Source organism: Candidatus Bathyarchaeota archaeon (genome assembly GCA_026014585.1).
GTDB lineage: Archaea > Thermoproteota > Bathyarchaeia > Bathyarchaeales > Bathycorpusculaceae > Bathycorpusculum.
The window spans coordinates 125913-146737 of sequence record JAOZIA010000002.1; the positions used below are offsets into that span (position 1 = coordinate 125913).

Annotated in this window: 20 protein-coding genes and 1 tRNA gene; 6 read left to right on the forward strand and 15 right to left on the reverse strand. The window is 45.7% G+C overall.

Annotated elements, in window-relative coordinates; all coding sequences use genetic code 11:
- Positions 1 to 6: 6 nt before the first annotated feature.
- The 7 genes from NWF01_00840 to mvk all read right to left on the reverse strand — a co-directional run bounded on the left by NWF01_00840 (position 7) and on the right by mvk (position 6799).
- The gene (locus tag NWF01_00840; protein MCW4023568.1) at positions 7 to 2178 is read right to left on the reverse strand and encodes a CDC48 family AAA ATPase; all 2172 of its coding nucleotides are present in this window, start codon (positions 2176 to 2178) and stop codon (positions 7 to 9) included.
- Between the two features lie 117 nt (positions 2179 to 2295).
- Positions 2296 to 2571, reverse strand: a complete 276-nt coding sequence (locus NWF01_00845; protein ID MCW4023569.1) for an elongation factor 1-beta — start codon at positions 2569 to 2571, stop codon at positions 2296 to 2298.
- Positions 2572 to 2582: 11 nt separating this feature from the next.
- On the reverse strand, positions 2583 to 2768 hold the full coding sequence (locus tag NWF01_00850) for a zinc finger domain-containing protein (protein MCW4023570.1): 186 nt from the start codon (positions 2766 to 2768) through the stop codon (positions 2583 to 2585).
- Between the two features lie 87 nt (positions 2769 to 2855).
- Complete coding sequence (locus NWF01_00855; GenBank protein ID MCW4023571.1) at positions 2856 to 3242, reverse strand: DUF126 domain-containing protein; 387 nt, start codon at positions 3240 to 3242, stop codon at positions 2856 to 2858.
- Complete coding sequence (locus NWF01_00860; protein ID MCW4023572.1) at positions 3230 to 4429, reverse strand: aconitase X catalytic domain-containing protein; 1200 nt, start codon at positions 4427 to 4429, stop codon at positions 3230 to 3232. Before NWF01_00860 ends, NWF01_00855 begins: the two co-directional genes overlap by 13 nt.
- Positions 4430 to 4434: 5 nt before the next feature.
- Positions 4435 to 5742, reverse strand: coding sequence for a UbiD family decarboxylase (locus tag NWF01_00865; GenBank protein ID MCW4023573.1), 1308 nt, complete (start codon positions 5740 to 5742; stop codon positions 4435 to 4437).
- Positions 5743 to 5857: 115 nt separating this feature from the next.
- The gene (gene mvk, locus NWF01_00870) at positions 5858 to 6799 is read right to left on the reverse strand and encodes a mevalonate kinase (GenBank protein MCW4023574.1); all 942 of its coding nucleotides are present in this window, start codon (positions 6797 to 6799) and stop codon (positions 5858 to 5860) included.
- 283 nt (positions 6800 to 7082) lie between these two features.
- On the opposite strand from mvk, the gene NWF01_00875 reads away from it, so the two are divergent.
- Positions 7083 to 7832 carry a transcriptional regulator gene (locus NWF01_00875; protein MCW4023575.1) on the forward strand — a complete coding sequence of 250 codons (750 nt, stop codon included), beginning with the start codon at positions 7083 to 7085 and terminating at the stop codon, positions 7830 to 7832.
- A 44-nt stretch (positions 7833 to 7876) separates the two neighbouring features.
- Here NWF01_00875 and gltA read toward each other — a convergent pair whose 3' ends face one another.
- From gltA to NWF01_00895, 4 genes are all read right to left on the reverse strand, one after another.
- Entirely contained in the window at positions 7877 to 9241 is a 1365-nt protein-coding gene (gene gltA / locus NWF01_00880; protein ID MCW4023576.1) for an NADPH-dependent glutamate synthase, read from the reverse strand.
- A gap of 34 nt (positions 9242 to 9275) precedes the next feature.
- A complete protein-coding gene (locus NWF01_00885; protein ID MCW4023577.1) occupies positions 9276 to 10121 on the reverse strand; it encodes a sulfide/dihydroorotate dehydrogenase-like FAD/NAD-binding protein in 846 nt (281 codons plus the stop codon).
- Positions 10121 to 11329, reverse strand: coding sequence for a hydrogenase iron-sulfur subunit (locus tag NWF01_00890; protein ID MCW4023578.1), 1209 nt, complete (start codon positions 11327 to 11329; stop codon positions 10121 to 10123). The genes NWF01_00885 and NWF01_00890 overlap by 1 nt, the downstream gene beginning before the upstream one ends.
- Before the next feature lie 257 nt (positions 11330 to 11586).
- Positions 11587 to 12519 (reverse strand): FAD-dependent oxidoreductase, encoded by a 933-nt coding sequence (locus NWF01_00895; protein MCW4023579.1) that lies wholly within the window; start codon positions 12517 to 12519, stop codon positions 11587 to 11589.
- A gap of 124 nt (positions 12520 to 12643) precedes the next feature.
- Here NWF01_00895 and NWF01_00900 point away from each other — a divergent pair, with 124 nt between their 5' ends.
- From NWF01_00900 to rpiA, 3 genes are all read left to right on the forward strand, one after another.
- Positions 12644 to 14395, forward strand: a complete 1752-nt coding sequence (locus NWF01_00900) for a thiamine pyrophosphate-binding protein (protein MCW4023580.1) — start codon at positions 12644 to 12646, stop codon at positions 14393 to 14395.
- 161 nt (positions 14396 to 14556) lie between these two features.
- Entirely contained in the window at positions 14557 to 15318 is a 762-nt protein-coding gene (locus NWF01_00905; GenBank protein MCW4023581.1) for a hypothetical protein, read from the forward strand.
- Entirely contained in the window at positions 15308 to 16015 is a 708-nt protein-coding gene (gene rpiA, locus NWF01_00910) for a ribose-5-phosphate isomerase RpiA (GenBank protein MCW4023582.1), read from the forward strand. Before NWF01_00905 ends, rpiA begins: the two co-directional genes overlap by 11 nt.
- 50 nt (positions 16016 to 16065) lie before the next feature.
- On the opposite strand, the gene NWF01_00915 is transcribed toward rpiA, so the two are convergent.
- Positions 16066 to 17304 (reverse strand): site-2 protease family protein, encoded by a 1239-nt coding sequence (locus NWF01_00915; protein MCW4023583.1) that lies wholly within the window; start codon positions 17302 to 17304, stop codon positions 16066 to 16068.
- A 218-nt stretch (positions 17305 to 17522) separates the two neighbouring features.
- Here NWF01_00915 and NWF01_00920 point away from each other — a divergent pair.
- Positions 17523 to 17630: transfer RNA gene (locus NWF01_00920), tRNA-Met, on the forward strand.
- Positions 17631 to 17634: 4 nt separating this feature from the next.
- Here the strand turns inward: NWF01_00920 and NWF01_00925 are convergent.
- A complete protein-coding gene (locus NWF01_00925) occupies positions 17635 to 18093 on the reverse strand; it encodes a flavodoxin family protein (protein MCW4023584.1) in 459 nt (152 codons plus the stop codon).
- A gap of 154 nt (positions 18094 to 18247) precedes the next feature.
- Between NWF01_00925 and NWF01_00930 the strand changes: the two genes are divergently transcribed.
- Entirely contained in the window at positions 18248 to 18712 is a 465-nt protein-coding gene (locus NWF01_00930) for a hypothetical protein (GenBank protein MCW4023585.1), read from the forward strand.
- A 12-nt stretch (positions 18713 to 18724) separates the two neighbouring features.
- Here the strand turns inward: NWF01_00930 and NWF01_00935 are convergent, their stop codons facing one another.
- Together NWF01_00935 and NWF01_00940 are read right to left on the reverse strand one after the other, a co-directional pair.
- Positions 18725 to 19741 (reverse strand): nitrogen fixation protein NifH, encoded by a 1017-nt coding sequence (locus tag NWF01_00935; GenBank protein ID MCW4023586.1) that lies wholly within the window; start codon positions 19739 to 19741, stop codon positions 18725 to 18727.
- A 216-nt stretch (positions 19742 to 19957) separates the two neighbouring features.
- Positions 19958 to 20737: a winged helix-turn-helix domain-containing protein gene (locus NWF01_00940; protein ID MCW4023587.1), complete on the reverse strand. Its 780-nt coding sequence runs from the start codon at positions 20735 to 20737 to the stop codon at positions 19958 to 19960.
- Between the last annotated feature and the right edge of the window lie 88 nt (positions 20738 to 20825).

The following is a 20825-nucleotide window of genomic DNA, read 5'->3' on the forward strand; positions in this document are numbered from 1 at the left end:
CTTCTCTTATGTTACTGGTGTTGCTGGTTTTTGTACTTGACGGATTTGCGCCATGAAACTCTTGTACCATTTCTCCATATCCGGCGTAATTGATGGACCCATCTCTTTCATTGCATCTTGGAAATCAGCCATGAAAACCTCAGTGGTCTTCACGTCTCGACGCAATGCATGCATAGCAGCTTCACGGCATAATGATTCAATATCTGCGCCAGAATAATACTTAGTCACCAACGCAAGCTGGTTTAGGTCCACGTCTTTTCCGAGAGGCATTCCCTTTGTGTAGAGCTTAAAGATTTGCGCTCGGCTCTTTTCGTCAGGTTCAGGTACGTAGATTAGGCGGTCAAATCTGCCGGGTCGAATCACAGCGGAATCCACCATGTCAGGTCGGTTAGTCGCTGCGATAACTACGATATCGTGAAGGGTAGTGATGCCGTCCATTTCGGTTAGGAGTTGGCTGATAACACGTTCTGAAACGCCGCTGTCGCTCATGCCCATGCCACGTCGTGGTGTTAGAGAATCGATTTCGTCAAGGAATATGACTGCTGGGGCTGCCATGCGGGCTTTGCGGAAGACTTCACGGATGGCTTTTTCGGATTCGCCTACCCATTTGCTGAAAACTTCAGGACCCTTAATGGATATGAAGTTGGCTTCGGATTCAGTAGCTACTGCTCGTGCCAGCAGGGTTTTGCCACAGCCAGGTGGACCATACAGTAGTATACCTTTTGGTGCGCGAATACCCAGACGAGTGAACAGTTCAGGGGTTTTAATTGGCCATTCCACTGCTTCTTTTAGGTGCTGTTTAACATCATCTAATCCACCTGCGTCTTCCCAATGCACAGATGAAACTTCAATGTAAACTTCACGCATAGCGGTTGGTGTAACTTCTTTGTAGGCACCCATGAAATCATCCATGTTAACCTCCATTTTCTCTAGCACTTCAGGAGGAATCCGTTCCTCTTCAAGGTTGATTTGGGGCAAGTAGCGTCTTAGGGCTTTCATGGCGGTTTCCCGTCCCAGCGAGGACAGGTCAGCGCCTGTGTAGCCATGGGTCATATCTGCGAGTTTTTTGAGGTCAACTCCCTCTGCAAGAGGCATCCCGCGGGGGTGGATCTGCAGAACTTCGTAGCGTCCTTTCTTGTCGGGGACGGCAATTTCGATTTCACGGTCAAACCTTCCTGGTCTGCGAAGTGCAGGGTCAAGTGCGCCTGGACGGTTTGTGGCTCCAATAACTATGACGTTACCTCTTCCACCTAACCCATCCATCAAAGCTAAGAGTTGCGCAACAACACGGCGTTCCACTTCGCCTGTGACTTCTTCACGTTTAGGCGCAATTGCATCAAGCTCATCAACAAAGATTATGCTGGGTGCGTTTTGTTGGGCTTGCTGGAAAATCTCGCGTAATCGGGCTTCGGATTCGCCGTAGAATTTGCTCATGATTTCGGGACCGTTTATGCTGTAGAAGTTGGCTTCGGACTCGTTAGCGACTGCTCGGGCAAGCAGGGTTTTGCCGCATCCTGGTGGTCCGTGTAGGAGTACACCTTTGGGTGGTTCGATTCCGAGGCGCTGGAAAAGTTCAGGGTGGCGTAGGGGCAACTCTACCATTTCTCTGACGCGTTGGATTTCTTCGTGGAGTCCGCCGATGTCTTCGTAGGTTGTGCGGGGTAAGCCTTTGCCTTCGGGTGCGGGTTCGTTTAGGATTGTTAGGCGGGTTTCCGCGGTTACTTTGATTATGCCATGGGGTCGGGTTTTGGATACTGTAAAGGGGATTGCGTGACCAAGCATCATAACCAGCGTGGTGTCGCCTTCAACTAAGGTGCGCTCCATCAAGCGGTTTTTGACAAAATTGGTGAAGTCATCATCAACGTTTAAACGCATATCCACAGGCGCAAGCGTGAGGCTCAGCGCGGTTTTGACTTTGGCGGGTCGGATAACGACGTATTCGTTTATGGCTACGCCGCAGTTTTTGCGTGTGAACCCATCAATTCTGATTATGTCACGGTTCTGGTCTTCACTGTACGCGGGCCATGCAATCGCGCTGGTTGTGCGTTTGTTAACGATTTCGATAACGTCTCCTGCGCTTATTTCCAGTTTCTGCATGGTTCGCTGGTCAATGCGTGCAATACCTCTACCAACATCACGCTGCCTTGCGTCTCCAACACGTAATTGAACTTCACTCATCGCTAAATATGTCTCCTGATAAATTGATGCACTGTTTCTTTTGGTTTATACCTATATAAACTTAAAGGAAGCTAAAAGAAAAGGGTTTAGGTGTAGGTTTAGGTGCAGATGGCAGCTTTAACGGCTGGTTCTGCGAATGTTGAAAGATTCTGCTTGGCTAACACCTGGGATTTTTCCGAGTGCAACCTCGAATTCTTCAACTATGCCCATCTTGTCTTCGGGAAAACGAATCTGAACAAGCAGAGCTTTGAGACCAAAAGCAACATCCTCGGTTCCCCAGCCTTCAATAGCGGCGGACTCGGGAAGGATTGCTTTGACTTTTTCTTTCATAGGTTCAAAGTCTTCGACGATGTCTTCAGGAAAAACCTTGTAAACAACAAGAATTGCGCCCATCACTATTCACCTTATGGTCCTTGGAACCCGCATTTGGGGCACCTATAGGTTCTGCCGAATTTGCGGCATTTTCCGTCGCGTTTAATCTGGATTTCTCCGCAGTTTGGGCACAGGAATTTTGTAGCTTCGCTTCCTGGCGCAATTGGTTTACCGCAGCTGGTGCAGGTAACCATGGATAATGCTTGTCTTTCAGTCATAAACGACACTTCTGTGCCGTGAATATTGTTGGGCTTCCTTATATCTGCTATGCTAAAAAAACAAAAATCAAAAGAGAAAAGAAGAAGCTACTGAATTGAGACAGTTTCTTTTTCAATAACGACTTTGTTACCTGTTTTGATTTTGCTTATGTCGATTTTGTCTACGAAGGGAATTTCACTGATGATTGCTCCGACTGCTACGATGGTTTCGGTTTCTTTGTTTATCATTCCTGCTGGGGCTACTCCGTTCTTTTTGAGGCGGTATAGTGTGTAGCTGCCTACTGTTGAGCCTTTGCCCTGCGGGAACACTAAGATTTTGTCTTTGATGCTTATGCCTTGGAGTTCGTGTCCTTTCTCAAGGATTACACCTGTATTGGGGTCAACGCCACCGTAGAAGCTAATTGGCATTGATGTGACAAGTGCTTCTGCTTCGGCTTTGCCCTTGTAAATTATTCTTCCGTTTAATTGTTCCATTTTCCAGTCACCGCTGCATTTACGCATTCGCGCATGCTGCCCATTTTTGTTTTCATAAGATTATGTCTTGAATAGAAACAACCCTTCGCCGACGTAGTTGCCAACGCCTTAAACCTACCCTTCAATGGCGCAACTGCCATGCAGGTGTCACAGGCGAATTTGTCGCCCGCTTGCTCGATGATTGCTGTGTAGCCGCGTTTGTCCGAAAGCTGTTTGGCGGTTCGAGACGTTGCAACCCAAAGTTCCGTGCCCGCTGCAACTTTTTTGCCTTTGATTAAGTCAGCGATTTCTTCGATTTCTTTGATTGAACAGTGGGGGCATCCGACGCAGACAAAGTCAATGTCTTCTACTTCATCGTTTATGTGGTCGTAGGCTGCTTTGATATCGGCTGCCTCAATCGTGACAGATTCTTGGGGTTTGGGCTGCAATTCTGCGGCTGGCGTAACACCATCAATGTAAAACAGGGGCTTAGCTCCATACGTGACTAAACTTGCGCCAAATGATTTCAACTCATCCAACGATGCAGTTTTGATACCTGTGATGTAGGGGATTTTGTTTTCCGCCTTCTTACCAATCGCGTACCCAAGCGCGCCCCAATCGGAGAGTTTACCTATTTCAGCGTCAACTTGAACACGCACATCTGGCACACGGTTCTCGTCCAAATGCAAGCCGTAGCATGGGGTTTTACCCACAAAGGCTGCCGCGAGTGCTGAGGGTCCGCCTTCTCGGTTGGTTCTTGCGCCAATCACCGAGTTCGCAAAGGTTACGGCGCTGCTTTCTGACCATGCAAGGTGCTCACCAAACAGGGGCAGGTTTCCGATGAGATAGGGTGTACATGTGCAGCTTACGAGGATACCCATTTTTTCAAAGGCTTGGATTACGAGTTTTTGTTTTTCTGCGAAATCAGGGCTGATTCCGAGTTGCTGCCAATTGTCTAAGTCCATACCTGCAGGGTTGAGCGTTGTTAGGACTTTGACTCTGCCATCTTTTGCCAGCGAATCCAAAAATTCCAGTCCAGCATCACCCAGATTGTGGTAGCTGACGCCTGCGACTTGGACGCTGCCAACGTCAATTAGGCTTTTTGCACCAAAAATATCTCCCAACGCAACCAGAATTTCCATGCTTTTCCGCACGGCATATCCCTGTTCGCCTTTGAGCATTGCTTCTTCTTGCCTTGTTAACTCCATAATTATCACAGGTACTTGTTTAAGTCAACTTTAATGTAATCCAGTTTCTTAAAGCCCTTGCCCGTTGAGACCAATGGCGCTGTTGCGTCTAAGCCTGCCTTGGCAGTGGTGGCTTTTTTGCCCTCTGATAGGTCACCTGAGGGGTCAAGACTGCTGCCGGGCTGGTTGGAGAGGATTACCGCGTTTTTGTCTGCTTGGAATCTTGTGGCTATTGCCCATTCTACGTCGTGTGGGTCATAAATGTTAATGTCTTCATCCACGATGACGCAGTGTTTGAGGGAACCGTGTCCTTTGAAGGTGGCTGCAATCGCCTTTTTACCATCATCTGGGTCTTGTTTTTTGATTTGCACAACCGCGTGTAGCCAGCTGCATCCGCCGGGTGTAATGTAGACGTCTTTGCAGTTGCAGACTTTGCTGACTTCTTTGTAGATGGTGGGTTCTTTTGGCATGCCCATTAGGAATTTGTGCTCGTTTTTGCCTGCAAGGATTGTTTGGTATATTGGGTTTTTTCGGCGGGTTACTTTTTTGATTTCTATTACGTGCTGCTGTCTGACACGGTCTTCAATACCTGTCAAATCCAAGAAGGGACCCTCAGAAGCCATCTCTTTAGTTATTTTGCCTTCAAGCACAAACTCGCAGTCTGCAGGAACGTTAAGGTCAAGGGTTTTGCATTTAACCACATCCGTCTGCTCCAACGCGTTAGCCATACCCAACTCATCCACGCCCATAGGCATCGTTGTCGCTGCTGAGAGCAGTGTTGCTGTTGAGTTGCCTATGCAAATGGCGATGTCAAGTTCACCACCAGCCTTTGCCAGTGCAGAGTCGGTGCCTCGGCGTTCCACGATTCGGGCTACGAAGTGGTTTTTGTCTTTTAGCATGAGGCGATGGAAGCAGATGTTTTGGGTTTTAAACTCTGGGTCTTTAATTATTGAAACTGCTGAGGCGATGTATTTGCCGCCGTCTTTCTCAGTATAACGCATAATGGGCAATGCGGTTAGGTCAACGTTGGTTTCTACGACTTCTTGGCATGCACCCTGCTCCACCACGGTGGGGGCTTTGGGGTTTTCGATTGCGTTTAGAAGTTTAGGCAGCAAATTGTTACCTGTGCCTAATGCGCGGGAAATCAGTTGTTTACTGGAGACCAATCCGGCAACGACTGGGATGCTGGATTCTTTGACGTTTTCAAAATACACGGGGCGCTCGCCCAGTGCGTTGATTATGCCCGCCATCTCGTACTCGGTTGAGACGGGCTTTGTGATTTTGGTTAATTCGCCCTTACTTTGTAATTCTTCGATGAAGGTTCGTAAGCCCATTTTGGTTCGCCTTGATTTCACTATTCAAAAGTGCACGTTTATAGGTTTTGGAAAACCATCCAGAAAAAAATAACAACAAAAAAACAAAAAAGGAAGCTAAAAAGCCCATTCACAACTAATAGGTTACTACACCGATTTTGGTGGCTAAAAACTCATAACCCGCAGTCTTAAACGCAGACGCAACTTTGCCCTGCAAGTCCTTGCCCGGTGTGAGCGCAACCATGCAGCCTCCGCCTCCGCCGCCTGTAAGTTTTGCCCCAAAAGCGCCTTGTTTGCGTGCCATGTCCACCAGTAGGTCGAGTTCTTTGCTGGATACACCAATTTCTTGGAGTATGCGGTGGTTTTCGTTCATTAAGTCGCCGACTTTTTTGAGGTCTCCTGCTTCGAGCGCTTTGCGTCCTGCTACGGCGAGGTTTTCAGCTTGTTTAAAGAGCGGGTCATATTTTGCGGGGTCTTTCTTTTTGCGTTCGGCGACGCCTTCAACCATTGCTTTGGTGTTGGCGACTTTGCCTGTGCTGCCAATCACGATTTCCACTGGCCGATGAATATGAAGCCGCTCAACAAGGTCTTGTCCACCCGCGGGGTTTTTCTTAAACCACATCAAGCCGCCATATGTCGCTGCGGTGTTGTCTATGCCGCTGGGGTTGCCTGCGTATGCTTTTTCGGCTTCGTATGCGATGGCGTTGATTTTGTCGTTTGGTATGTTGAGGTTGAGTTCTTCGCTGATGGCTCGTGCGATTGCGACGCTGCTGGCTGCTGAAGCGCCCAAACCGCTAAAACCAGGCAGTGAACCGCCTATCCAGATGTCCAAGGCTGTTTTGGGGTCAAGCTCCATTGCTTTTAGCATGCGTTCGATGGATTCGATTTGCTGTAGGCGTTTTTCTTCGCTGTAGCCTTTGGCGGTTTTGCGTTCATCACGCACGTTAAGGCCCTTTTGGGCTTTTGTTACTTCTGCATCTGTTGATGAATCAATAGCGGATACGATGCCGGGCACGTCGTGAACTACGAAGTGCTCGCCAAATAGTATGACTTTTCCATAACCTGAACCTTTACCCATTTATGTTCACCTTTAAGTGTGGATAAGCTGATACCCCACTTACAGATAAAAACATTCTTTTCAGGCAACGGTGGAGGGCTGTTTTCTTCATACTTTTGGATTGGAAAACACGCTATTTTTGGACCCTCCCCTCTATGGTTTCTGCATTGAATTTCTAATAGGCTCCAAATAGGCGGCAAATAGAATGGAAATTAGCAGGGTATGTTTGACTAATCTTTGACAAGACGGTTAGTCAAATATTCTTAAATTGCTCCGGACCATTTCTCAGTCGGCAGTGTTACAGATGAGCGTGGATTTTGATTCCTTCCGAGATGTGCTAAAACATCCGATTAGACGCAAGATAGTATTGGCGTTAAACGAACGCAAAAACCTCACCTACACTGACCTGATGAGTTATGCTGAGTCAGAAAGCACAGGAAAAATCAACTACCACCTCAAAGCTCTTGGCGACCTCATCACCAAAAACTCAAACGGGCAGTACGCTCTCACAGAAAAAGGAGTGCTGGCAGCGCAGTTTTTGTTAACTTTTCCTGAAAAGAAAAAAGAACCCAGCAGCCTACGGATGGTGGATGCCACACTTATCGGGTTATTTGGTGTTGTTCTCACTGTAGCGAATCCACTGTTTTGGTGGGCAAGTTTTGTTTCCCTTCAAAACCTCACTGTCGCACCCAGTGTATTGCCTGTTTTTGGCTATTCCAACTTTTTGTACGGCTTGTTTGTGCCAAGCTTAGCAATGTGGATACTAACGATTCGGCGTGCCCGTTCACATGACATGTATGATTTGTTTAAGCCTGCGTTGGTGGTGTTTGTGTTGCTTTCAGCTTTTTTAGCTTTAATGTTTCTTGCTAACATAAACATAACCGGTGAACTTTACACTGAATCCGTTCCAATCAGTAAGTATGGTTACAGCCACAGTATGATACCTCTTAATTTAGCAGGTCAACTCATAAGCGGCATCATTTATGCGTTTTTGGGAATAGCATTAATTGAGGGCATCGCAAGGATAAGAAAGAAACTGGCGCTAAAACAATAACAGAAGTTGAAAAATAAAGAAAAAATTGCCTAAAAATAGGCGAACTATTTTTTGTTCATCAGGTATTCGTGCATGGCTTTGGCTGCGCGGTTGCCTGCTCCCATGGCGCTAATTACGGTTGCTGCTCCTGTGGCAACGTCTCCGCCTGCATAGACGCCTTCAAGACTGGTTTTGCCGTCTTCGTCAACGCAGATTGTTCCATGGCGTTGGTCGCTTTGTAAGCCCTCGGTCGTGCGTTGGATAATGGGGTTTGGTGTTTGTCCAATCGCGATGATTACGGTGTCAACATCCATTACGAATTCGCTACCTGGAACCTTTCTTACGCCTCGTCTGCCACGCTCGTCTGGCTCGGTTAGTTCCATGGCGATGCATTTCATGGCTTTTACCCAGCCTTTCTCGTCACCATAAAACTCTAAAGGTGCTGCGAGGAATTTGCAGACTAAGCCTTCTTCTTCTGCGTTCTCGATTTCTTCGTTACGTGCGGGCAGTTCTGCTCGTGAACGCCTGTACAGTAGACACACATCAGAGCCCAGTCGCATGCTACATCGAGCGCAGTCCATGGCTACGTTTCCGCCGCCGATGACTACTACGTGTTTGCCAATGCGGATTGGAGTATCGTATTCGGGGAATGCAAAGGCTTTCATAAGGTTAACGCGGATTAGGAATTCGTTTGCGCTGTAGATGCCGCCGAGGTTTTCACCAGAGCAACCAGTGAATGAGGGTAGTCCTGCGCCGCTGCCGATGAAGACTGCATCATAGCCGCCTTCTTTCATTAGTTCGGGTATGGTGTGGATTCTGCCGATGAGGTTGCCTAATCGGAGGTCAACACCGAGTTTTTGTACATAGTTTACTTCGTTTTGCACTATTTTTTTGGGTAATCTGAATTCGGGGATACCGTACATGAGCACTCCGCCGCCCACATGTAGGGCTTCAAACATGGTGATTTCGTGTCCAAGCTTGACAAGGTCTGCTGCGACTGTTAATCCTGCGGGTCCTGCACCGACAATTGCAACTTTTTTGCCTGTAGATGGTGCTTTTGGAGGAAGTTGGAAGCCGTTGTCTCGTTCCCAGTCAGCAAGGAAGCGTTCTAATCGTCCGATGCTTACGGGTTCACCCATTCTGCCGATGACGCATTTCTTTTGGCATTGTTCTTCCTGTGGGCAAACACGTCCGCAGACGGCGGGTAGGGCGTTTTTGGTTTTGATGATTCGGATGCCTTCGGCGTAGTTCTTTTCTTTGATGGCTTTGATGAATTGTGGAATTGGAACTTCTACGGGGCAGCCTGTTCTGCAGAGGGGGTTGGGGCATTGTAGGCAGCGGCTTGCTTCTTCTTGTGCTTCTTCTTCAGTGTAGCCCAATGCGACTTCGCTAAAGTTTTTAGCACGCACTTTGGGGTCTTGCTTTGCCATTTCAACTGCTTTCTTGTTTAGTTTGGGTTTTGGTTTAGTGTCCACCACACTTGCATCCTCCTCTTGCTTTTAACTCCGCCAAAACACTGCTCAGCCTCTCTTCAGGCAACATTGTTCGTTGGCGAAGAATCAACTCGTCAAAATCAACTTTGTGACCATCAAATTCTGGACCATCCACGCATCCAAACTTCATTTTACCATCCACTGTGACACGGCAGACGCCGCACATGCCCATGCCGTCAATCATTATTGGGGTGGTTGTCACGATTGTTGGGATGCTGTAGGGCTTGGTGATTTCACTTACGTCCTTCATGAGAATTACTGGTCCCATAACCACGCAGTAATCGAACTTTTCTGTTTTTAGCAGTTCAGCAAGAAAATCTAAGCCCTTGTAGCCTGCTGAGCCATCATCGGTTGCGATGTAGACTTTGTCACTGTATTGTTTAGCTAAGTCTTCCATCATGATGAACTCTTTGGTTCGTGCACCCAACACAGTGGTTACGTGGTTACCAGCTTCCTTCATAGCCTTAGACTGCAAAAGTAGCGGTGCTATCATGACGCTTCCACCCACACAGAGAACCTTGCCATATTTTTTGATTTCAGAGGGGTTTCCAAGTGGACCAGTTACAGTGTCGATTGATTCACCCTGCTTTAGGGTGCCAAGGTCTTTGGTGGTTTTGCCTACTTCATGAAAAGCAAATGATACCGTGCCTTTTTGGCGGTCATACCCGCTGATGGTGAGGGGTATGCGTTCGCCTTTTTGCCCGTTGATTACGATTAAGAATTGTCCCGGCTGTGCCTTGGCAGCAATGTCTGGGGCGTCAACTTCAAAGACCTTAATTTTTGGAACAGGCTCAGATTTAGTCACTATCGTGTACATTATGCATCCTCCAATTTTACTTCCTGTTTAGGTAAGGCAGAGATTTTTTGGTAGAACTCATCCAGTTTTGCTTGGAAGTCACCTTGGCATCTTGGGGATTCCTCATAGAGAGCGAAACGGTCAAGCAATCCAAGCTTTTTGAGGGCAACTTTGAGTGCAGCAACGTTGCGTTCGGCAGTGTCGCGTCCTTCTTGCAGTTTGCAGTCTTTTTCGGGGCAAACCACGCCCATGACGCCGTCAAAGCCGCATTGTAGTGCGTTTACGATGTGTACGGGGTCAAGGGATTTGAAGCATGGAACTTCAAGGGTTAGCACGTTTTTGCCCTCAAACACTTTGTTAGGATTATCCAACGCTGAGAACTCAGACCACTGACAAACAAACGCCAAAACCGCTGGACCACCATTTTTAGCCTTCAACGCTTCAGCAGCACTGCCGTAGCGGTTGAGCACATTTTCGAACTCAAAGCCCTTCACTTGGATTGCGTGGTGTGGACAAACCAGTTGGCATGCACCGCAACCAACACATTTATCCAAATTTACTTTGGGTGTTGCGAACGGTTCAAACTCGATGGCGCCGTAGGGGCAGATGAAGATGCATTTGTCGCATCCGACACATTCTTGTACGTCGTAGACTGCTTTGCGTGAGAACTTTATTACTTTAACAGCATCATCGTCAAAGCCCAGTTGTTTTAGGACATCTTTGGCAAGAACAAGCCTGCGGGTGTTGATTTTTGTGCCTTCTTTATAGCGGCAGAATTGGTCCTCGCACTGGATTGAGATGATATGTTTTATGCCAGAGTTTAAGGATTCGAAAATAAAGTCTGTTGGTACTCGTCCCGCGCATGGTAATCGTAGTGCGATAAAGTTGTCCACGTTTATGTTTTGAGCGTGGAGTATATCTTGAACTTCACCTGTTGAAGGCGAGTTTCCTCGACACATCAAAACCAGCGTTTCCACGTCAGGAGCGTGTTCGCGGGCTTTTTTAACATATTCTGAAAGATTGTCATAATTGTAATACTGCATTTTTATTGCAGCAGATGGGCAGGCACTGTAGCAGATTCCACAGACTTGGCAGTCTTTGCTTTGGATTTCCACTTTGCCCGTTTCGTCAGCTTTTATGGCGTCATACGGACAGATGGATTTGCAAACATAACATCTACTGCACAAATCCTGATTAATTTCTACAACAGCAAGACATTCTTCACTCATTCCAAATCCTCACTTTATTTTCTGCTGTATTTTTGATTCTAAGCTGTCAGCTTGAGTAATTGAAAGAGTGAGAAGGACTCTTGAATGATAAATACCTTATCCACGATTTTCTGAAAATACGTATATACTTTTGCCATCTTAAGAGCAGTGCTCAGCTTAAGGTTGTTTTAAAGGGCAGGCGTTCAAAAACTAACTAAAATAATCAACATTAAAATAGGAAAACAAAAATAAACTGCACACTAGAACAAAAGCCGCAATTATTTCTTGTAATAAGGCCTCTTAATGAAGGCATAAGCTTCCAGCGCCGCAGTGATGCCCTGTCCAACTGCCGTGCCCACCTGCTTAACAGGATGACTGGTTACATCTCCTGCCGCGAAAACCCCAGGCAAATTGGTTTTTTGATTGATGTCAATTTTTATGTAGCCGTGCTCGTTGACTTCCACGCCTGAATCTTGGGCGATTTGACTGTTTGGTACCTCACCCACCTGCACAAACACGGCAGCTACATCCTGCTGGGTTAATTGGCTGGTTTGGTTGTTTTTGAGGGTTACAGTGGTTACTTTTTTGTCGCCTTTTATTTCTTCAATTTCCGTGTTCCACATGATGTTAACGTTGGCTTTTGAGGCTACATCATTGGCTATGGATTCTTCGGCGCGGAAGCGGTCTCGTCTGTGAACAACTGTGACCTGCTCGGCGATTGCGGACAGGTAAAGCGTGGTTATGCATGCAGAGTTTCCACCGCCGACAACCATGACTTTTTTGCCTTTAAAAAAGGGACCATCACAAACGCCACAGTAACTTACGCCTCTGCCTTTGAACTCTTTTTCACCTTTTGCACCCAGTTCCTTGTAGTGGGAGCCCTGTGAAATGATTACCGCTTTGGCTTGATATGTCGCCGTGGGGGTGGTTACGGTTTTGGTTTCCCCCTTCAAGTCCATGCTAACAACAGGTTCAATGTCATGGATTACTACACCAAGTTTTCGGGCATGCGTAGTCATTTTTTCTGCCAGTTCACCACCGCTGATTTCGGCAAATCCAGGATAATTAACAACCATTGGCGCGTCAGATATGGTTCCGCCCGCAAATTTTTCATCCAAAATCAAAGTTTTCAGCCCACTGCGAACCGCATATATGCCTGCGGATAAGCCTGCGGAGCCAACACCAACTATTATGACATCCCAATTTTCCATAAACTGCACAACTCTACAATTTTATGTATGATGGGGTGTTTATGAATTGTTCGTTTTACTAATCCAATAAACTGATTAAGCAGAACGGGCTAACTTTAGGTATTCACCTTTTAGGGGCACTCTTATGGCTAAGTACCGATGTATAATCTGCAACTACGTTTATGATGAAGAAAAAGAAGACAAAAAGTTTTCTGAATTACCCAACGAATGGGTTTGCCCAGTCTGTGGCGCACCAAAAACAGAATTTGCACTCTTAGCAGAAAAAACTCAGCCTGAAATGCAGGAACGCACAGTTTCCGAAGTGCTCATTGACCAAATCGCTGAGTGGGGCGTGCAGTATGTTTTTGGCATCCCAGGCACCTCAACCTTGGGCATTGTGGATGTAATACGCAAAAACAACAAAGTCAAGTACCTGCAGGTTAGACATGAACAGACCGCGGCGTTTATGGCTTCTGCGTATGGAAAACTCACGGGGCATGTGGCTGCTTGCCTAGGGATTTCTGGTCCTGGAACCACCAATTTGGCTACGGGTCTGTATGATGCCAGTTTAGACCGCTCACCTGTTTTGGCGCTTACGGGGCTGGTTGCTCGGCAACTAATTGGTCCGGGCAGCTTGCAGGAGATTGACCAGTACGAATTTTTTGAGCCCATCTGTGTCTTTAACAAAATCATCATGAGCCCCGACCAAACCACCATGCTTGCAACCTTAGCAATCAAACACGCACTATTAGACAGGGGCGTAGCTCACATCGGCGTTCCCAATGACGTACAGAAATTGCCTTACAAAACCGAGATTTTGCCGTTGGAGGGGCGCATGCCGAATTTAGCATATGGTCAGGAGGAGTTTTTGATTAAAAAAGCCGCAGAAATAATTGACAATGCTGAACGTCCCGTGATTGTGGCGGGTTTTGGCTGCCGTGGACAAGGCAAAAAACTGCTGGCTTTAGCAGAGAAGATTTCAGCGCCTGTTATCACCACGTTTAGGGCTAAAGGTGTAGTTAACGAATTGGAGGGCTTGAGTGTAGGTTGCCATGGCGGAATCGGCTCAACCGCAGCGGCATCATTGATGGCTAAAGCTGATTTGATGATTGCCATTGGCGTGTCGTTTGCGGATTTGTCACAGTTGCCCAAGAAGCGCATGGTGCAGATTGAGATTAATCCGTTAATGATGGCTAAAAAATACCCTGTTGAGGCTGGATTGCTGGGTAACAGCGCAGTGCTCATACCCAAATTAACCGCAAAAGTCAGAGAGAAGAAAAATCAAGGCTACAGAGAGGAGATTGAAGGACTAAAACAAAACTGGATAAACCAACTCCAGCGTGAAGCAGACGCTCAGCAAAGACCCATCAGACCACCCTACATCATCAAAGTTTTAAACCAAAAAATCGCATCCGACGCCGTGATTTCACTAGATGCGGGAGAGAACAGTTGGTGGTTTGGCAGAAACTTCCAAATGAAAAAGACCCAGAAAATGGTGATGACGGGGATTTTGGCGACTATGGGTTTTGGTTTCCCAGGCGCGTTAGCGGCGGCGTTGGCGTATCCAGAGCGACAAATTGTTTGCGTGACAGGTGATGGCGGCTTCACGATGGTTATGGGTGACTTCGTAACGGCACTCAAGTATGATTTGCCCGTGAAAGTGTTTGTTTTAAACAATGGTAAGTTTGGGATGATTATGCAGGAACAAAAAGTTGAAGGCTATCAGAACTGGCAAACGGATTTGTACAATTATGATTTTGCAGAATTTGCCAAAAGCGCGGGCGGGGAAGGCATCAAGGTGACTGAGCCAAGCATGCTTGAGGATGCTGTGGATAGAGCACTAAAGACTGAGCGGGCAACGATTGTGGATATTGAAACGGATCCTAAACGATTCTAATCAATTAAGTAAATTAGTAGTCTTTGGCAGGTACATCAGTGGCTTACAAGAAATGGTGTTTTTGAATGCTTTTTTGGGTTTTAAACTTAAAAGCGATGGCTACCTCTTTATATTAATTTATATATATTGCGTATGCAATCAGAGTACAGAGGATAGCATGCATGGCATGGTATGATGACCCATTAGGCGTTATTGGCGTAGCTTTAGTGATTATTATCGCTATAACCGCCTGTGTGTTAATTATTTATGCCATGAGACGGCGCGAGAAAAAACCCAAGCAGCCTGAACAGAAACCGGCAAACTTGGAGACAGCAGCCACAAATATTCCGTACAGACTATCCCGAACCATCCAAGCAACAACTGCTTCAAGCGCCAAAAACGAATTGCGCATTTTGGATTTAGAACGAGAAATTCTAAGCGATGCAATACGCCGCTTGTATGAGGCACAAGTTGAAGGAAAAATCACTGAAACCGAAAGAGAAAGACTTGCAGGCAGCTACAAATCCCGCATGAACTCAATCAAAGAATCCATCGCCAAAGACGAAAGCATAATCGCTCTGCATGAGTTGGAAAGCATGCAAGCAGACTTGATGACGCTGTTTAGTGAACGGTTTGGCGAGTTAACTACTAAAGTGGATGAGTTACGCACACGAATTGATGTTAAACCAATCAGAGAAATCCCTGTTAAGGTGCCAGGATTAACTAAGGCGCCAGTGCAGATGGAAGAGGAAACTGACGAAGAAGAGGAAGAAGAAGTTGAGGAAACTTCGGAAGTAACGGAGCAGAAACCCAAACGCAAGCCTAAACCACGCACTGAAAAACAGGAAACACCAAAAACCGAAGCAGAAAAACGCATCGAAAACATTAGAAGTGAAGTAGAGAAAGTTTTAGACCGACTAGGACAGATGGAAATTGAAAGCTAACCCTGAATTAATTGCGGAACAAAAAAAGAAAGCCGCACTAGAAGCAGTCAAACATGTCCAAGACAATTCTATTGTAGGTTTAGGCAGCGGAACCACAGTAGCGTTTGCCATTGAAGCGTTAGGACAACGCATCAAAAACGAGAACCTACACATTTTCGGCATACCCTCATCCGCACAAGCCTTCCAACTGGCAGTACAACATTGCGTTCCAGTAACCACGCTGGATGAGCACCCCATAATCAACGTAACTATTGACGGCGCAGACCAAGTCACACCCGAACTTGCCTTGATTAAGGGCATGGGCGCAGCACTTCTGCGAGAAAAAATCGTGGCTGCCGCAAGCAAACAAAACATCATCATTGTGGATGAAACAAAAAAAGTCAAAGTTTTAGGCGAAAACAACCAAGGCGTACCCGTTGAGGTTTTGCCGTTTGCTCTTGCATTGGTGAAACGCAAAATTATGGACTGGGGCGGTGTCCCCGTAGTCCGAGAGGGCAAAGGCAAACTGGGACCGATCATCACTGATAACGGCAATATCATAATTGATGCTGTATTTGGGGAAATCAAGGATTCAGCATTGCTGGAACGGGAATTGAACATGATTCCAGGCGTAATTGAGAACGGCTTGTTTAACGGCTTAACCGATATTGTCTATGTCGCAAGCAGTAGCTGTGTTGATAAAATCACCAAAAAATAATTTGTTAAATGAGTTTCTAATTCCCAAGTTAAGGGTGCTTCTTGCAGCAGTTACATAATAAACGGGAGCACAACCACTGAGATGACAAGAATTACGCAGACAGCAGTTACACCCAAGGTTATTGAACGGATTGTTTTTTCACTTATTTTGCCGCCAAGGAACCTTTTGAGGGTTATGTCAAAAATTCTGCCGCCATCCAACGGATAGATTGGCAACGCGTTAAATACTGCAAGATTAAAGTTTACAAACCAAACCCAAAACAGCGTGTTAGCAACTATCGACCATGAAGACCCAAGAGGGCTTGAGTAAAACTGTGCCAGAAAATCAGAATATGGAACCACACCCTCCGCAAGCGTTGGAGGAACAATATACAAGGCAAGCCGGTCTATGGAAAACGTGCGGTAGTTGTCCAGTCGTGCCTCAGTTTGCAAGTCAAAACCAGTGATTCCCATAACTGTGCGGTTTTCTGACATGGTTAAATTAACTGTGGTTGAGTAATTGTACTGCCAAGTGTCGCCTCTTGCCACAGTAACATTGATTGTGTCCCCAGCGGTTTTGCTGTCTAAAACCTCTCTTAAGTGTGTAATGTCACCGATTGTCATGTTATCGATTGAAATAATCACGTCCTCTGGCATCAACCCAGCAGTTTGAGCAGGCATCCCCTCGGTGACGCTGTTAATGTAGACACCATCGACTACAGGCGCCAAACTTCCAACAAGTAACAGCAAAGCTGCAAGGCAAACCGCACCCAAAATGACATTTGCCCCGACGCCTCCCGCCATAACTTTTAGCGAAGGCCGTGCCTTGGCTTTCTTTATTTGTTCTTCATCAACATCCACAAAGGCACCTATAGGTATTACAAAAAAGAATAGCAGTCCACTTGACTTAACATCGAGCCCTACGTTTCGGGCAATTATCCCATGCGCGCCTTCATGGATTACTATCGCAACAACAATAGCAATCCATCCGTAAACAATGGGCAACATCGGATTAATACCCGGCAACAAAAGAATCGAGCCAGGACCCATGTCACGCGCAACTTGCCCAACAGCGGGATTACTGAGAAGATTGATGAGGCTAATGATGAACAGGTAAATCGCAGTTCCTGCAACAAAGGGAACAGATGCAAGAAACAGCCACGAAATGTAACGTGAAGCACGAAGCGAACCAAGTTTGTCAAAGACCACGCCGAACCGTTTGGTTCGCACTATTAGAAACGGGAACTTGAATTCGATTCTGCGTTGTTCTGTTTCCTCCGTTTGAGGGGAGTTTTCTGTTGGGGTTGCCATGCATTATCTAATCGTTTTAATATTCAAGATATTTATGAAAGTTTCCCAACAACACCGAAAAGGCACATACAAAAAATAGGCAAATGGGCGGAAACCCAGAATCCAAAACCTGCTTTAGTTGGAACAATTATGAAGGCTATATTTTCTTGTTGCCTGTTAAAGGTTTAAATGAATGAAAATAAACTACAAGGACATCAGCACAAAAAACCAGGCACAGTGCCGGGGTAGCCTAGCCTGGCTAGGGCGCCAGACTCATAATCTGGAGAGTCACAGGGCCAAGCGCCCCTACCCAGAAGTCGCGGGCTCGAATCCCGCTCCCGGCACCAAAGTTCACCTCAGTAATTTCTGGGCAAATTCCTCAGCATATTTGAGGTCTTTATCGTTAGGTCTGCCCTTGTTCATTCCGCCAAACAATTTGAGGAAACTGTTAGTGTCCAGACCTGCACAGTTAAACTCGTCGATTATTGTATAGCCTTTGGCTTGCAGTTTTTCTCGCAGTGCAGCGTGACATTTTAGCATGTACTCTTTTGTTGCCCAACCGCTTGTTGAAAAGATGAATGCTTTCTTGCCTGCGGCGTTGGGCAGGGCATCGGCGAGGTCAAGAAGTGGCTTGTAGTGTTTTCCGCTGTCTATTCCCGCGCCAAAACCCACTAAATCATAATCCTGAAGTGCAGCAGGGTTTGTGTTCTGAGGCGTTTTAATTTCGGCTTCAAGAATTTTGGCGAAAACCTCAGCTATTTTTTGGGTATTAAAATGATGATAGGAATACACAACAATTAACGATTTCATGGGATACAACACGACTTTCGTTTATGATAAAGAAAGAGCAGGATATCGAATTAAGGCTTACCTAAATAGTTCTTATGCTGGATTTTTTAAATGAAAAGGAAGTTCTATGCAAAGGGTTATTTAGGCTGAAAACCTTGAGCTTGTTGGGGTTTAGATGCAGTTCTTTCACATCCGAAACGACGACTCAAAAAACTGGTACAACTACCTCGTAGTCCAACTGGGCAAAGAAGAATTTAGTGCCCTAAAAGCCAAACAGAACATGCAGGCTGCGGATTTTGCAAGTTGCGCGGTTATCCGTGATGGGGCGCCGTTTGTGGTTTTTGGGTATGGTGGTGGTATTTGTTTGAGTGAGGCTTTTGAGAGTGGGCAGACTTTGGCGGATAAGTTGATGGCGGGGGATGTTGTTACGGTGATTTTAACGGATAAGCCTCAGGAGGAACTGTTTGTTTTTTCAGGTCACAGCCTATCACTAAACTTTAACTTGGAAGAGGTAGTGGTGCATTCTTTTACTTACAGCAAGGAAATGGAGCAAATCTACGAATTCTACAAACACTACACAAAAGTCAAAGGCATAGACAACAAAATACCAGTAAAAACCAAACGCGGCTTATTCAAATAAACCCAAAGATGGCTAAAGATACCATCTTTTCAGCGCTTTTAATGCGTTAAATGTTATCCACTTACTAGGGGCACCTTTACGTTCAATATCCACATTAAACCGCCCATTGTAGGTGTTCTCCAAAAGCCAGGTCCCATTAGGCTGCATCTTTGAATGAACTAAATCCACTGCCTCCTGCATCCGTGAATCCTTGTAGCCCAGTTTGGTAAGGAGTCCCAACACCTCAAGCACATCAGTTTGGTACATTAATGGAAAACCAAAAAGTAGCCAGCCGGGTTTGGAGATGCGGTTTAGGTCGTGACTGCGTTTGAAAATGTGGTGTTTGAGCAGGTATTCGACGCCGTTTCGGATGGTTGCTTGCACTTCTGGGGTTTGGCGCTCAAGGGGAATTTCCGAGAGGGCTTTTAGGGCTTTGACTGCGCCCATGTGGCAGGTATGTTTGCCAAAACACATTTCGAACTCATCATAAGGCCACCCAGCGGGAGGTTCAGCTTCAGCATCATCGAAGCGTTGATACGCGGTTATCCAGTTAATTGCGGCTTGCACACGCTCATCATGCAGATACCCCAGACGGATTAGGCTCCAAACCATGTTACCAGTTAGGCATGGGATTACTGCACTGTGTCTACCGCCGCCTGTACGCATAGAAGCATACATGGAGGATCCGCTGCTTTCGGGATCTTGACTGTTTTTGAGGATGAATTCGCAGGCGCTTTTTATTCTGTCGTCGGCTCGTTCGGCGCCGAGTTCGGCTAGGATTAGGAGTTGCCATGAGGTTCCTTGGTATTTGCTGGTGTAAAATGATTGAGGGATTGTCCAGTAGCCCTGAATGTGCTGTTTGGACAATATCTGCGGCACCACGCCCAGTTTCATTATGGCACGTTTTGCTTCCATAACCTCATAATTATCAAGGGGATAGTCCAAGAGCTCGGTTAGTGTGAAGTATTTCACTGATGGATTGTCAATTTCCAAAAGCCAATCTATTGGGGCTTGCTGCAGCATTTTTCTCCAAACATCTACGCCTTTCAACTATCATACACCATGTCTAACAATAATGTTTGTTGAAGAGGCTTATTGTTTTTTCGTAAACAAAGAACAGCCAAAACAAGCACCCAACAAAGAACTATCAACAAAAGAAAGCACAGCCTTTTGAAGTGAAAAGTAGCCATTATTGACCTCCCCTATACAGCTTCTGCAATGAATTACTAATAGGCACCAAATAGACGAGAAATGGAAATGTTGACATTAAAATCTGATTTCTGATTTTATTTTATGGGCTTCCTGTAGACATTTATGAAGGCTAACTATTTTATCCCATGTTACTATCCTTGCAATGTCTCTCATTTCATGAAAAGATCCTTCAAGAAGTATTGTTGCTTGTGCCGCATATTTTTCTGTGGTAACTAAAAAGGGCGTGCTATTCCATTTATCCCAAGCATGCTTAAGTTTTGTTAAAGCTTCATAAAAGTTTCCAGCGAGCTGAACCTCAAAAGCCCACTTTGGGTTACCTGTAGGAATAGTTTTCCAGACAGCATCCAATCGCCAATTATCTATAGTGTATTCAACTTCGGCGATTTTTCCTTCAATCTTACCTATTTCATAAATCATATCGCGTAGTTCATTATGTTTTGGAATTTTCTCAATAGGTTTTTCTTTTGTGATAACATGTTTTTGTATATCTTTGGCTGGATTCAAGAAATAAGCGAATTCAGAAAAACGTTTTAGAGAAGTATCAGTTATTTCTGAAGGATTTTCCTTTAGAAGGTCAAGACCTCTTTGTGTTATTTTAAAGTAACCTCTTTTGGTGCCCTCTAAAAGTTTTGCTTTTCCAAGGTATGTCCTAGCCCATGCAACGCGGTTATTAACTAATAAACCCCCTGTTGCCTTCTTGGCAATTCTTTCTTCATCAGTTAATGAAAATATGCTACAGATATGTTCAATAGTTTCTGATAATGAATGCTCTTTTTTATCACATATAAATTTCAGAAAAGGAAGGAGCATTCGTTCATAACTTGGAATAGCCATGGCTTGAATGTATGCTTAATGTACTTAAAACATTTGGGTTCTTATTGATTCTCTATAACTGTTTTTAGAATAACTATGAATGAAGAAA